We start from the raw sequence: 13,834 nt of genomic DNA, 5'->3' as shown, positions 1-13,834 counted from the left end.
TCATGAATATTTTCCAGCTTAAAAATAGAATCATAGAGAAGCTCAATGAAAAACGGAGTGATTTCCAGACTTCCTTCGACCGTGAAGAGGAGATGCTCAGGGTGGAGCGCAATGATAATGGCAAAGGCCTGGACATTGCACTGTCAAAAGCGGTGGATAAAGTAAAGAAGGACGAGAATTTCATAGAGGAAATCGTCTATTATATAGATGAGACGCTTGAACGCATGAAAGAGGAAGCGATCACGCTGGATGAATCGGGCGTATATCCCGTCATCCGTTCTTCAAGCTTCCACAGGAAGAATAAGAATGGCGACCCGTTTGTCGTGGATGACCATACGAATGAAACGAAAATATATTACGCAATAGATTTCAAGAACAGCTATCGGCTGATTGATGAGCCCCTTCTGAAGACTTTGGGGTTGGACAAGGAGGCATTGAGGAAGCTGGCTGATAAAAATATGAAGCGTCTGCCTGTCTCACACAAGAAGGAGACGATCCAGGAGAATGATTTCTATTTCATCAACCATAACGATGGATACGATGCGACGCGCATATTGAACACACAGCTTCTCGATGAAATGCACGAGAACTTCGATGGAGAGATGATGGTCGGCCTGCCGCACCAGGATGTGCTGATCATCGCGAACGTGAGGAACAGTGTCGGTTACGATATCATGGCACAGATGATGATGCAGTACTTCGCTGAAGGGCTGACACCGATTACTTCCCTCTCGTTCTCTTATCGTGAAAAGAAACTGGAACCAGTATTCATACTGGGCAAACAAAAGAATCATAAAAGAGGTAGAGATGAATGAAACTGACTTATAATTACCAGCATGTTGGAGATGTACTGCTCGTCACTTTGAAAAAAGCGGAAAACCCGACATATGAATTCCATGAAGATCTGACAGTGATCAAGAGCGATGATGAAATCATCGGCCTGAATATTTTCGATGCGTCCAAGCATATCGCATTGCCGGACGAAGTGAACATCGAGGCGGATGAAACGATACTCGGGAGCATCAACTCACTGCTCGAGAGCAGAGGGATCGCAAAGATCAATCCGGATCTCTCTCCCAAGTTCGTCGTTGGAAAAGTGACGGAAAAATCAAAGCATCCGGATGCAGACAAGCTGAATGTCTGTAAGGTAGATGTCGGGGAGGAAGAGCTGCAGATCGTCTGTGGTGCTCCGAATGTCGATTCCGGCCAGCAGGTCGTTGTGGCAAAAGTCGGTGCAATCATGCCTGACGGGCTCTATATCAAGCCTTCAACACTGAGGGGCGTGGAATCGAAGGGCATGATCTGTTCGAAGAAGGAACTGAACCTTGAGGATGACGGAGTGAAGGGCATCTATGTACTGGACGATAGCTATGAAGTAGCGCAACCATTTGAAGTGAAATAAGGGTGAGACGGATGGATAGATCAAGAAGGAGAAGACAATTCAATCATAGGCTTGAAGATGGTCATTCCGACAGGGAACGTTTCAGGTTCCCCCTGGACATGGATGACAAGGATGGCGATGAAACCATTAAAAAACGGCCCGAGGCACCAGGAAAAGAACAGGAAAACAGCGATCCCATAAGAAAAGAGCAGCAGAAGTCGCTGCTGGGCGGGAGTCGCTATTCCAGGAAGAGACCAGGGAAAAATACAATCAGCAAAGCGCGTGCAGTGCCTTCTGCAATCCATGGCTCGAAAGGGAATCCGAATGCTGGAAAACAGGATGAGTCAGATACTTCCCCTGAAGATCAGAAATCCGGATATTCATCACCGATTGTGGAAGAACTGAAAAGGGAAAGGCAACAGCGTGAAAGAAAGCAGCAGAAGCGGATGGAAGAAAGGGCGAAAAAGGCAGAGGCTGAAAGATCCATCGGCGTTGTGACCGGCCAGTCCGGCCAAACAAAGATGGAGAAGGAAGCGGGTGCAGAAACTCCCGCTGCAGATAATGCCGCTGATCAGAAATCCGTTTCTCCTTTCAATGTCATGATGACTCCCTACGACAAGAATAAATACAGATCCAAAAATCAGAATCAGGTAAAACGGAGTGGCCCGAAAAGCACCTTGCCACCCCTACATATACTGGGCGAAGGTCAGAACAGCAGCTACGACAGCGTGGACGAAGCGCTCTCCGAGGAAATAGTTGCTGCTTTTGACGCTATTGGTGTGCCTGTTAAAGTCGCTGCCTACAGAACCAATGGCATCGTCGGCCGCTATGAGCTTTCGATGAAAAGAAACTTCAGATTGAATGTCGTTGGAAAGCTGAAGGAACACCTGCTTTCTGAGCTGCCGTTTGAAGACTTTAAACTGATCGTCCCCATTGCGGGAACAAGTAACATAGGTGTGGAGTTCATCCTACCGGATCCGTATCCGATACCTTTCAGTACGCTGTTTTCCTCCAGCAGCCTCAAACTCAGGAAAAATGACTTCAAATTTGTAGTGGGGAAAACAGTGGATGATCAGATTTTCAGTTTTCCTTTGAAGAAGGCAGGCCAGGTACTGATCTATGGAGGGGAGCCGGACCATTCATCTGCAGTGGTCGATAACATCCTCGTATCCCTCATGATGAACCATAATCCGAGGGAGCTTCAGATCATGATCGCTTCCGACAAGGCCCATTACAAGGAATATGAAGACCTGCCTCATATGTTCAGTGCACCGAAGTCCATCACCGGCAAGCATGTACTGCAGAATGTTCTGGAAGAGCTGAACAACAGGCACAACCAATTCAGAAGGGCACATGTACGCAACCTGGACAGCTTCAACCAGCGGGTCAGCAATGAAGCTAAAAAAAGCGTGATGGTGGTCGTCATCGACGACCTGGCAGAGCTGTTCGAGCATAATAATCCCGAAGCCATACGGGCGATTGTACAGATCCTGAAGAAAGGGAAGCCGCTCGGCATACACCTCATCATGAACCACTCAAGAAATGATGTGGGAATCCGTTTCGAACTGCTCCAGATGATGCAGACGCGCATATCATTCAAGGATGGAAAGTCCAAGGTTGTTGAAGGGGCGAAAGAGCTCACTGAAGGCAATGATATGCTGATCCAGATTCCCACGTCCAATAAGCCGCTCCGCGTGAATGCCGGAGTGCTGTCCCAAGAAATCAAGGAAGATGTCCTTTCTCATCTGAAAGGGATATTCCGATGAATCCATTTTATGAAAGTATGGTGAGCTCATGGAAAAATATCATTTTATAGGAATCAAGGGCGCAGGCATGAGTGCGCTGGCCCAGGTGCTTCATGACCTCGGTCATGAGGTCCAGGGGGCCGATATAGAAAAGGAAGTGTTTACTGAACACCAGCTCAGGGACAAGGGTATAAGGATCCTGCCCTTTGATGCGTCGAACATCGTGGAGGGTTTCACCTACATTGCAGGCAACGCCTTTGGTGATGACCATCCCGAAATCAGCGCAGCAAGGGAAAGGGGATACCCGGTCATACGCTACCATGAGTTCCTTTCACAATTCATGAACCAGTTCACCTCAATTGCGGTCACTGGTGCCCACGGCAAGACTTCCACCACGGGCCTGCTCAGCCACGTGATGAATGGGGACGTTGATACGACTTTCCTCATAGGGGATGGCACAGGTTTTGGTCTTGAGGACAGCAAATACTTTACTTTCGAATCCTGCGAATACAAGCGGCACTTTTTAAGCTATCATCCTGATTATGCCATCATCACCAACATAGATTTCGACCACCCGGACTATTTCAAGGATCTCCAGGATGTCATCGATGCATTTTCCGAAATGGCGAGTCAGGTCAAAAAGGCTGTGATCGCCTATGGGGGGGACAGCCATACAAGAAGCATGTCCTATGATGTTCCTGTCTATTTCTACGGCATCGGAGACAAATTCGACATCAGTGCCTCCGACATTGAAGTCCTCCCCAATGGGACCCGCTTCAATGTCCACGTGGAAGGCGAGTTCCTGGACAGGTTCACGATTCCGATGTATGGAGACCACCATGTGTTGAATTCCCTTGCGGTGATCACAGTGGGCTACCTGGAGAAGCTTGATATGGAAAATATCAAAAAGGCATTCATGACTTTCGGGGGGGTGAAGAGACGTTTCAGCGAAACGTTCAAAAATGGCATGGTCATCGTCGACGATTACGCACATCACCCCAAAGAAATACAGGCCACCCTTGAAACGGCAAGGAAGAAATATAATGGGAGGGAAATCGTCACAGTTTTCCAGCCCCATACTTTCTCCCGGACGGAAAAGTTCCTGAATGAGTTTGCAGAAGCCCTGTCCGCCTCGGACAAATCCTACATTGTGGATATTTTCGGTTCAGCAAGGGAACAGGCGGGCGATCTGTCAAGCCGGGACCTTGTGGATTTGATTCCGGATGCCGAACTGCTGGCAGAAGGGGATATCGACAAGCTCAATTCACATAAGGAAGCTGTCATCATCTTCATGGGAGCAGGCGACATCCAAAAATATGAGAAAAGATTTACCGAGTTATTATCCTAATAAAATGTTTATACCATTGCCATTTGGGTTAATTTAAAGAATGAATAACAAATAAAGATATAGATGGAGGCGTTATGATGGATTGGCAAATAATTTTATATATTGCCGCAGGTGTTGCTGCTATTGCCTTCCTGATTCTTTGTATTGCTTTGGCAGTTGTACTGTTCTCAGTCAAAAAGAATCTGGATCATGTAGCAAAGACACTTGATGGAGTAGAAGGACAGATTCAAGGCATTACCAGGGAATCAACTGATCTCCTGCACAAGACGAACCGTCTGGCAGAGGATGTACAGGGCAAATCTGCTAAACTCAATTCTGTAGTGGATGCCGTGCAAGGTATCGGACAATCCATGAATAACCTGAATTCTTCGGTTGACCGGGTGACGAATTCAATCACTCACAACATATCACAGAATGAAGATAAGATTTCCCAAGTTGTGCAATGGTCCAATGTTGCGATGGAAGTTGCAGACAAATGGCAGATGAGACAGAAGCGCAACAGTGCTTTCAACACCAAATATTCAACTACGGCTGAAGACGATCCGGATAATCTGCCGGTAGCTGTAAACCAGTCGGTAACGACGAATGACAACCTCGATGAAGATCGTGTGAATGCTGGGCTTGATAACGACAGCAAATAATGGGAGGTTCTTATATGGAAACCTATAACCGTGATCGGCACCTTCATGGTGTTGAAGAATATGAGGAGCAGATCAACCAGACGACCGGAAGGGATTTCTCCATCGGCCTTGCCGTCGGTCTTCTCGTTGGAACAATTGGCGGACTGTTGCTCGCACCGAAATCCGGGGATGCATTAAGGGATGATATTTCCGAGCAGACCCAAAAGCTTTCCAAAAACAAGGAGAGCGGCAGCGAAGAAGGTGCAGACTTCAAAGAGAAAGTACAGGACAAGACGAATCAGCTGCGTGACAAGATGGAAGATAAGAAAGGCGATATCTCAGCCAAGAAAAGCGAAATGGATGAGAAGAAGAGGGTGAAATCCCTCGATGAATCTGCAGTCAAAGCTCAGAAGGATGCGATTCAGGAAGAAGTGAATGAACCGCACACTGATGATCCGAGGACGGTAGATATGTCGAAATACGCTGAAAAGCTTGACGAAGACAAAAAATAGTAATAACATGATATCATTATTTTTCAACCACATGTTCCGGCATGTGGTTGATTTTATGAGGTGGACAATATGAACCAGGACGATGCTTTGGTCAGGGAAAAATTGATGGAGATTGATACAGCCCTATTGGAGCTGTTGGATGGAAGGGCAGCAATAACTGGTCACAGCGGGAAAAGAATCGATGATGCAGACCACTACAGCAAGCTGCTGTCCAATTATGAAGGTGTATACGATGCCGATTTTGTACAGGCTCTGCTCGAAAGTCTGACCGACGCATCCTCCCGGCAGGCAAGTGCGGAAGAGCCTCCGCCCCTTCTGGTGTCGAGGGCACATCAGAGCGCGGACACGATCATCAGGATCGGCGACGCCGAGATAGGCGGGAATGCACCTGCCCATATATTCGGCCCCTGTGCAGTGGAATCCTACAACCAGGTTGCAGAAGTGGCGTCGGACCTCAAACAGAAAGGCCTGAAAATGATCAGGGGTGGGGCATTCAAACCCCGCACTTCGCCATACGATTTCCAGGGCCTGGGGGAGGAGGGGCTCGAGATACTCCGGAAGACAAAAGAAGCGCATGGCCTCGCAGTGGTCAGCGAAATCGTTGCACCAGAACATGTCAGCATGGCCGAACACCAGCTTGATGCATTTCAGATCGGTGCCAGGAACATGCAGAATTTCGAACTGCTCAAGGCAGTGGGACGTTCCCGCAAGCCGGTGATCCTGAAAAGGGGCATGAGTGCGACGATAGAAGAGTTCCTGTATGCCGCCGAATATATACTGGCTGAAGGCAATGGCAATGTGGTCTTTTGTGAGCGGGGGATACGGACATTCGAAAAAAGCACAAGAAACACGTTGGACATCTCGGCTGTCCCCCTGCTCAAGCAGGCGAGCCACCTGCCTGTCCTGGTGGATGTCACACATTCCACAGGGAGGAAGGAAATCATGTCGGATTGTGCCAAAGCGGCAATTGCAGCAGGTGCCGATGGTATAATGGCAGAAGTCCATCCGGATCCAGCCGTTGCTCTGAGCGACAGGGCGCAGCAGATGTCCCTTGAGGAATTCGATAAATTTTATTTTAGTCTCATTTAACCATGACGAAACTTTACAGTCATGTTATTATAGTACAAAAAGCGCTTTCAAAAGCGTGCGGGGGTGCAATATGACGGTTACCATATATGATGTTGCCAGAGAGGCCAAAGTATCGATGGCAACAGTTTCCAGAGTGCTTAACGGGAATCCCAACGTCAAGCCGGAAACAAGAAAAAAAGTTAAAGATGTTATAGAAAGGCTGGACTATCGTCCGAATGCCGTGGCACGCGGTCTGGCTAGCAAGAAGACGACGACTGTCGGTGTCATCATTCCGGATATTTCAAACTTGTACTATTCCTCTCTGGCACGTGGTCTGGACGATATTGCCGAGATGTATAACTATCAGATCATCATTACGAACACAGACAATGATCCGGAAAAGGAAAGGGATGCTTTCCTTGGCCTGATCAGCAAGCAGGTCGATGGCATCGTCTTCCTGGGTGGTGCATTGAACGAGGAGACGCTCAATGACATAAAGGGCTCACATCTCCCAGTTGTCATATGCGGTACCAGCGAGAAGGATGAAAACATGCCATCCGTCAACATAGACTACTATGAAGCCATCAAGGAGGCTGCTTCAAAATTCCTTGAGGAAGGCGCTGAACAGATTGCATTTGTCAAAGCTTCCTATTCGGAACAGCTGGAGCGTCACATTGAGGAAGGCATAAAAGCGGCCTACCAGGAGAAGAACAAGGATTTCGATGAGCAGTACATCCTTTCCGCAGCCGAAGATTACCAGTCGGGTAAATCCCTGTTTGGCAAGATACAGGAACTGAAATCGGATGTCGTCATTACAATGAGTGATGAAACAGCCATCGGCGTGCTGCACGGTGCGATGGACCACAACATCGCGGTACCGGATGAAATACAGATCATGAGCTGCAGCAATACGCGCCTGGTGAACATGGTACGGCCTCCATTGTCGAGTGTGGCCCTGCCCTTGTATGATATCGGGGCAGTCGGAATGCGTCTGCTCACCAAATACATGAATGAAGAGACTGTGGAAGAGGCGAATGTCATCCTTCCCTATAAAATTGAATACCGGGCAACAACGAAATAGAAAAGACGGACTCCGAGGAGTCCGTCTTTTCTATTAGTGTGTTCAAAGCTTACTGCTCCTCCAGGTGGAGCATGGCCCGGGTGAGCATGCTGCGGTTCTTTTCACTGATTTCCTCACGCCGGGGGATGTCGCTATAGTCGGTCAGCACATCCTCCCAATTTTCAGGGAAGTCGACCGGGCTCCTGGAACGGTACTGCTCCATGAATGCTTCCGGCAAGGGGCCGCGGGGAGCGGGAGTGCCGGTCATACTGAGCCATATCTGGGCCCACATGCGCGGGACGACCTGCCATATGTTGTAGCCGCCCCCACCGACGGCAATCCATTTGCCATCCGTATACTTGTCGGCCATATGGTTTACAAAGCGGGGAATCTCCTCGAAGGTTCTCGAAGTCAGTGCCAGATGGGTCATCGGATCCCGGAAATGTGCATCGACACCATTCTGGCTGAATATCACATCCGGCTGGAACTTTCTGATTGCCGCTTCGAGCGTCTCCTTGAATATCTCCAGGAAGGAGGTGTCTTCAGTGAAAGCATCGATGGGCAGGTTGACTGCAAAACCGAATCCTTCTTCAGTGCCCCGTTCCGTCAGGCTTCCGGTCCCCGGGAACAGGTATCGGCCTGTTTCATGGATGGAGTAGGTCATGACTTCGTTCGTGTCATAGAAGATCCATTGCACACCGTCACCATGATGGGCGTCGGTATCGATATAGAGTACACGTTTGCCATACTTTCTTCTGATATATTCTATGGCGACCGCCGAATCATTATAGATGCAGAAGCCGCTTGCCCGTCCGCTGAAGCCATGGTGAAGTCCCCCAGCAAGACTCAGTGCCTTATCCGTCCTTCCATCCATGACAGCCTCCACAGCGCTCAATGTGGCCCCTACAAGCATGCGGCTTTTCTCATGCATGCCTTCGAAACTTGGCGTATCCTCCGTATTGAGGCCATAGCTCTCCATCTTGTCTTCAGGCAGTTTTCCCTCACCTGCAAGCTTCACGGCTTCGATGAAATCCTTCTTGTGTACCAGTTCGAGCTCCTCGTCAGTTGCTTCGCGCGGTCTGATGATATCCGCGGCCCTAAGATGACCCGACGCCATCAGTAGATCGGTCGTCATCTTCAGCCTCATCTGATTGAAGGGGTGGGTGGCGTGGAAGCGGTACTTGAGCAATGCATCATCGTACACATAGAGTGGTCTTGTCATTGGCCCATCTGCGAGGGTTCAAGCACGGTGAACCCTCTGTCTTTGAGTGTATCGATGGCTTTTCTCGGATTCATTGCCTGTACCCGCAGCACAATTGTCTTATACCCCTTCTTCTCCTTGTTTCTATAGACGGAAATGCTCACGATCTTTATGTTGAGATCCTTGAACACCTTGCCGATATCATAGATGACACCGGTACGGTCTTCGATATCCACTTCTATTATCGAGCCCGGCTCTGTAATTCCAGTCAGTTCCAGATAGGTATTGAGCATATCCTTCTGGGTGATGATACCCACAATCCTGCCATTTCTGAGGACTGGTATCGCGCCGATTGCATAGTGATAGAAATCAAGCGCGATCTCCTCGACGAAATCCAGCGGATGGCAGTAGGTGACCCGCTTGCGCATAATCCTCGATATGGGCACTTTCAGTGTGAAATCGGGATCATCATCCGAAAGCACGGAAGGCAGTGTCAGTTTGATATCCCTGTCGGAGACGATACCCACCAGATTTTCAGCATCATCAATGATCGGGATGTGACGGAAAGAGTAGGTGCTCATCATATTCAGTGCATCTTCAATCGTGTGTTCGGGCGTCAGTGTTCTGACCGGACTGGTCATAATTCTTTCAACTAGCATTTCTCTCCTCCTAGAAAAAAAAGCGGTTTTTAAATCTCAGCTTATCAAAAGCCATCATCTGTTCCTCTTTGATATTCCTGCCTACACGTGCCATGAGCGTATTGGCGGGGTGGCCAGTGATTTCGGGGTCGTTCGTCTGAAAGACCTCGAACCCGGCACTCGCCATCAGCCTGATCATCAAGTCCTTATATTCATACACATCAAGACCGCTGTTCTTAAGGTCCCAATGCCAGTAGTATTCCGTTGTGATAATGATGTAATTTTCCATGAACTCATCCTGCATGGACAGCTTCAGCAGACGTTTGCCGAGGCCGAAACTGCGGTAGTCCAGACTGATTTCGACGGCACCGAGCTCCATGATATAGGGAAGGTTGCCATCAGACCAGCGTTCCATGGGGTCGGGATGGAGGAAGGTCACGTATCCGATGATGTGATCCCCCTCCCTGACGATCAGGATTCTACCTTCTTCCAGGTCGGCGATTTCCTTTATCGCTTCGAACTGCTCGACCGGCGGGCGGAAAGCATCAAGACCATCATCATATGTGAAGCCGGAAAGCTCTTTGGCAGTCAAAGGTCCTTCAAGGATAAATGAGTGATTTTCCGTCTCGTACTCTTCTTTATAATAAGTCTTTATGTGATGCAAAAAGAAGCCCTCCTGGATTTTATTTTAATTATTTTGAAAAATTGTTCTATTCTATTATATAATAAGAAGTGTAAAAGAGAAAACACAAAAGGGGAGTTATTATTATGAAGGTAGAACTTTACGAAGCAACGGATCAGAATCCTAACTTGAAGGATTATGACGAGGCGGTGAAAAACCACGACTGGAAAGAAGTGGAGAAGCAATTCTCCTGGTATGAGACCGGGAAATACAACATGGCCTATGAGTGCATAGACAAGCATGTTGAAGATGGTCGTGGTGATAAAGTCGCACTTCACTATAAAAATGGCGACCAGAAACTCTCATATACATTTGAGGACCTGAAGAAAGCATCCAACAAAGCCGCCAATGTCCTCAGGGATGAAGCAGGAGTTGTCAAAGGGGACCGTGTATTCATTTTCATGGCAAGAAGTCCCGAACTCTACTTTTCACTGCTTGGTGCCCTGAAGATCGGTGCAATCGTAGGTCCGCTGTTTGAAGCATTCATGGAAAAGGCAGTAAAGGATCGTCTCGAGAACAGTGATGCCAAAGTCATCATTACGACACCTGAGCTGCTGCCAAGAATTCCTATGGATGATCTGCCGAATCTTGAGAAAGTCGTCGTCGTCGGAGATGGTTCCGATGAAAGGTATGTCGATTTCGATGCTAGCTACGAGAAGGCGAGTGATGAATTCGATATAGAGTGGCTGGACAAGGAAGATGGACTTATCCTGCACTATACGAGTGGGTCGACAGGTCAGCCGAAGGGAGTTCTGCATGTCCAGCATGCCATGGTCCAGCACTATATCTCCGGCAAATATGTGCTTGATCTCAAAGAGGACGATGTCTACTGGTGCACAGCCGACCCGGGCTGGGTGACGGGTACATCATACGGTATATTTGCACCGTGGCTGAACGGTGCAACGAACGTCGTAGTCGGCGGCCGTTTCTCCCCTGAATCGTGGTATGGTGCCATCCAGGACTTGAACATAACAATCTGGTACAGTGCGCCGACGGCATTCCGTATGCTCATGGGGGCAGGGGATGAAATCGTAAACGACTATGACCTGTCTTCGCTCCGCCATGTACTGTCAGTTGGTGAACCGCTCAATCCGGAAGTGGTCAAATGGGGAATGAAGGTGTTCAACCTGAGAATCCATGACACTTGGTGGATGACCGAAACAGGGGCACATATGATCGTCAACATGCCGGCAATGGATATCAAAGGCGGTTCCATGGGCAAACCGCTGCCGGGTATTGAAGCGGCAATCATAGACGATGAAGGCAACGAACTGCCGTCAAACCGCATGGGCAACCTGGCGATGAAACGCGGATGGCCTGCGATGATGCGCAAAATCTGGAAGAATGATGCCAAGTACGATTCCTACTTCATCGGCGACTGGTATGTATCCGGTGACTCCGCCTATAAGGATGAAGATGGCTACTACTGGTTCCAGGGCCGTGTGGATGATGTCATCATGACAGCCGGTGAGCGTGTTGGACCATTCGAAATAGAATCCAAGCTCGTGGAGCATCCTGCAGTACAGGAGGCAGGGGTAATCGGCAAGCCGGACCCCGTCCGAGGAGAGATCGTCAAGGCGTTCATCGCGCTCAGGGAAGGCAACGAGCCGACGGATGAACTGAAAGAAGAGATCCGCAAATATGTCAAAGAAGGCCTTGCAGCACATGCTGCGCCAAGAGAGATTGAATTCAAGGATAAGCTGCCTAAGACGAGAAGTGGTAAGATCATGCGCCGCGTGCTGAAAGCATGGGAGCTTGACCTGCCGACAGGCGACCTGTCCTCCATGGATGACGATTAAAAACCTGATTGCCCCTAATAAATATTAGGGGCAATTTTCTGTTTATTATGGCATAATGGAAGGGTAGGAATCATATTAATGTAAAAAGGAGATGACAGGGTGGCACATTTGACAGACCAGGAAATTGCTGCGAAAGCAGACATCAAACCTATTGAGGAAATTGCAGAAAAGGCGGGTATTCCGCATGATGCTTTAGAGATGTATGGCAAATACAAGGCAAAAGTCGACATACATAAGATCGAAGGAAATGAAAAGCAATCCAAAGTCGTACTCGTATCCGCAATGAACCCGACACCGGCAGGGGAAGGGAAGTCCACTTGTACTGTGGGCCTCGCAGATGCGTTCAACCAGCTCGAGAAGAATGTTATGGTGGCACTCCGCGAACCCTCCCTCGGCCCGGTAATGGGCATCAAGGGTGGTGCGACAGGCGGTGGACGTGCACAGGTGCTTCCGATGGAAGAAATCAACCTCCATTTCAACGGAGACCTTCACGCGATCACAACAGCCAACAATGCACTTTCAGCATTCATCGACAACCATATCCATCACGGCAATAAACTGAATATCGATCCAAGACGTGTAACCTGGAAACGCGTGCTGGACATGAACGACCGTGCACTGCGCCAGGTGGTAGTAGGACTTGGTGGGCCGACACGCGGCGTCCCAAGAGAAGATGGATTTGATATTACAGTGGCGAGTGAAATCATGGCGGTGCTGTGTCTTGCAAGTGACATAATCGATCTCAAGAAAAAGCTGGCTGACATTGTCATCGGCTACACTTATGACAAGGAACCGATTACAGTCGGGCAGCTCGAAGTCGAAGGGGCACTTGCACTTCTGTTGAAAGAGGCCATCAAGCCGAACCTCGTACAGACGATGGAAGGTACTCCGGCACTCATCCATGGTGGACCTTTCGCCAACATTGCACACGGATGCAACTCACTCATCGCAACGAACACTGCAAGGAAACTTGCTGACATCGTCGTTACGGAATGTGGATTCGGTTCCGACCTCGGTGGAGAGAAATTCATGAACATCAAAGCAAGAAAAGGTGAATTCGCACCTGATGCGATTGTACTTGTGGCGACGATCCGTGCACTCAAGATGAATGGCGGCGTTGCCAAGAAAGATCTGGGTGAAGCGAATGTGGATGCACTGAAAGAGGGCATCGCAAACCTTGAGAAGCATATCGAAAATGCACGCAAGTTCGGCATTGAGCCAGTCGTTGCACTCAACGACTTCGTGACGGACACGGACGAAGAGAGGGACTACGTCCTCAACTGGTGCGAGGAGCAGAATGTACGGGTATCCCTGACCAAAGTGTGGGAGCATGGTGGTTCAGGTGGTACGGAACTTGCTGAGAAGGTACTTGAAGTGCTCGATGAACCACAAAACTTCAAGCATCTTTATGAAGATTCACTTCCGATCGATCAGAAAATAGAAAAGATCGTTACTGAAGTCTACGGCGGAGACGGTGTCAACTTTACAGACAAAGCCAAGAAGCAGCTGGCAGAAATCGACCGCCACGGCTGGGGAGAATTCCCGGTATGCATGGCAAAAACACAGTATTCCCTGAGCGATGACCCTTCACTCCTCGGACGCCCAAACGGCTTCAAGGTGACTGTAAGGGAAGTTGTCGCCAAGGCAGGAGCAGGATTCGTCGTTGCCCTGACAGGAGATATCATGACAATGCCAGGATTGCCTAAAGTCCCTTCAGCAGTGAACATGGATGTGGATGCCGACGGCAACTCCAAAGGCCTGTTCTAAAAATAAAAAAGAA

General features: G+C 48.9%; 13 protein-coding genes. 10 read left to right on the top strand and 3 right to left on the bottom strand.

The annotated features are described in order from the left end of the window. The first annotated feature begins 2 nt into the window (after positions 1–2). The 8 genes from RQP18_RS08180 to ccpA all read left to right on the top strand — a co-directional run bounded on the left by RQP18_RS08180 (position 3) and on the right by ccpA (position 7,755). Complete coding sequence (locus tag RQP18_RS08180) at positions 3–815, top strand: DUF1444 family protein (protein WP_342387242.1); 813 nt, start codon at positions 3–5, stop codon at positions 813–815. Further along, positions 812–1,402: a YtpR family tRNA-binding protein gene (gene ytpR, locus RQP18_RS08175; RefSeq protein WP_342387241.1), complete on the top strand. Its 591-nt coding sequence runs from the start codon at positions 812–814 to the stop codon at positions 1,400–1,402. Before RQP18_RS08180 ends, ytpR begins: the two co-directional genes overlap by 4 nt. An 11-nt stretch (positions 1,403–1,413) precedes the next feature. Further along, positions 1,414–3,147, top strand: coding sequence for a DNA translocase FtsK (locus tag RQP18_RS08170; RefSeq protein WP_342387240.1), 1,734 nt, complete (start codon positions 1,414–1,416; stop codon positions 3,145–3,147). Positions 3,148–3,175: 28 nt separating this feature from the next. Next, positions 3,176–4,474, top strand: coding sequence for a UDP-N-acetylmuramate--L-alanine ligase (murC, locus tag RQP18_RS08165; protein ID WP_342387239.1), 1,299 nt, complete (start codon positions 3,176–3,178; stop codon positions 4,472–4,474). A 77-nt stretch (positions 4,475–4,551) separates the two neighbouring features. Further along, positions 4,552–5,115 (top strand): DUF948 domain-containing protein, encoded by a 564-nt coding sequence (locus tag RQP18_RS08160; protein WP_031544374.1) that lies wholly within the window; start codon positions 4,552–4,554, stop codon positions 5,113–5,115. Positions 5,116–5,129: 14 nt separating this feature from the next. Beyond that, on the top strand, positions 5,130–5,606 hold the full coding sequence (locus tag RQP18_RS08155) for a YtxH domain-containing protein (RefSeq protein WP_342387238.1): 477 nt from the start codon (positions 5,130–5,132) through the stop codon (positions 5,604–5,606). A 60-nt stretch (positions 5,607–5,666) separates the two neighbouring features. Next, positions 5,667–6,695 carry a bifunctional 3-deoxy-7-phosphoheptulonate synthase/chorismate mutase gene (locus RQP18_RS08150; RefSeq protein WP_373446004.1) on the top strand — a complete coding sequence of 343 codons (1,029 nt, stop codon included), beginning with the start codon at positions 5,667–5,669 and terminating at the stop codon, positions 6,693–6,695. 70 nt (positions 6,696–6,765) lie between these two features. Continuing rightward, positions 6,766–7,755, top strand: coding sequence for a catabolite control protein A (ccpA, locus tag RQP18_RS08145; protein WP_342387236.1), 990 nt, complete (start codon positions 6,766–6,768; stop codon positions 7,753–7,755). Positions 7,756–7,804: 49 nt separating this feature from the next. Here ccpA and RQP18_RS08140 read toward each other — a convergent pair whose 3' ends face one another. From RQP18_RS08140 to RQP18_RS08130, 3 genes are read right to left on the bottom strand one after another with little or no spacing between them, the layout of a single operon-like run. Next, positions 7,805–8,956 carry an acetoin utilization protein AcuC gene (locus RQP18_RS08140; RefSeq protein ID WP_342387235.1) on the bottom strand — a complete coding sequence of 384 codons (1,152 nt, stop codon included), beginning with the start codon at positions 8,954–8,956 and terminating at the stop codon, positions 7,805–7,807. After that, entirely contained in the window at positions 8,953–9,594 is a 642-nt protein-coding gene (locus RQP18_RS08135) for a CBS and ACT domain-containing protein (protein WP_342387234.1), read from the bottom strand. Before RQP18_RS08135 ends, RQP18_RS08140 begins: the two co-directional genes overlap by 4 nt. A 10-nt stretch (positions 9,595–9,604) precedes the next feature. Further along, complete coding sequence (locus tag RQP18_RS08130; protein WP_342387233.1) at positions 9,605–10,237, bottom strand: GNAT family N-acetyltransferase; 633 nt, start codon at positions 10,235–10,237, stop codon at positions 9,605–9,607. Positions 10,238–10,341: 104 nt separating this feature from the next. On the opposite strand from RQP18_RS08130, the gene acsA reads away from it, so the two are divergent. Both acsA and RQP18_RS08120 read left to right on the top strand, forming a co-directional pair. After that, on the top strand, positions 10,342–12,054 hold the full coding sequence (acsA, locus tag RQP18_RS08125) for an acetate--CoA ligase (RefSeq protein ID WP_342387232.1): 1,713 nt from the start codon (positions 10,342–10,344) through the stop codon (positions 12,052–12,054). A 99-nt stretch (positions 12,055–12,153) separates the two neighbouring features. Beyond that, positions 12,154–13,821 (top strand): formate--tetrahydrofolate ligase, encoded by a 1,668-nt coding sequence (locus tag RQP18_RS08120; protein WP_342387231.1) that lies wholly within the window; start codon positions 12,154–12,156, stop codon positions 13,819–13,821. Positions 13,822–13,834 lie beyond the last annotated feature (13 nt).

The sequence above is a fragment of the Salinicoccus sp. Bachu38 genome (assembly GCF_038561955.2).
GTDB classification, from domain to species: domain Bacteria; phylum Bacillota; class Bacilli; order Staphylococcales; family Salinicoccaceae; genus Salinicoccus; species Salinicoccus bachuensis.
The sequence above is the reverse complement of the archived record's forward strand: the minus strand, read 5'-3'. Positions and strand labels throughout refer to the sequence as shown.

Bases quoted from the DNA above. Each gene is read 5' to 3' on its own strand.
- RQP18_RS08155 (WP_342387238.1), top strand. From the start codon at position 5,130: ATGGAAACCTATAACCGTGATCGGCACCTTCATGGTGTTGAAGAATAT.
- RQP18_RS08140 (WP_342387235.1), bottom strand. From the start codon at position 8,956: ATGACAAGACCACTCTATGTGTACGATGATGCATTGCTCAAGTACCGC.
- ccpA (WP_342387236.1), top strand. From the start codon at position 6,766: ATGACGGTTACCATATATGATGTTGCCAGAGAGGCCAAAGTATCGATG.
- RQP18_RS08180 (WP_342387242.1), top strand. From the start codon at position 3: ATGAATATTTTCCAGCTTAAAAATAGAATCATAGAGAAGCTCAATGAA.
- murC (WP_342387239.1), top strand. From the start codon at position 3,176: ATGGAAAAATATCATTTTATAGGAATCAAGGGCGCAGGCATGAGTGCG.
- acsA (WP_342387232.1), top strand. From the start codon at position 10,342: ATGAAGGTAGAACTTTACGAAGCAACGGATCAGAATCCTAACTTGAAG.
- ytpR (WP_342387241.1), top strand. From the start codon at position 812: ATGAAACTGACTTATAATTACCAGCATGTTGGAGATGTACTGCTCGTC.
- RQP18_RS08160 (WP_031544374.1), top strand. From the start codon at position 4,552: ATGGATTGGCAAATAATTTTATATATTGCCGCAGGTGTTGCTGCTATT.
- RQP18_RS08170 (WP_342387240.1), top strand. From the start codon at position 1,414: ATGGATAGATCAAGAAGGAGAAGACAATTCAATCATAGGCTTGAAGAT.
- RQP18_RS08135 (WP_342387234.1), bottom strand. From the start codon at position 9,594: ATGCTAGTTGAAAGAATTATGACCAGTCCGGTCAGAACACTGACGCCC.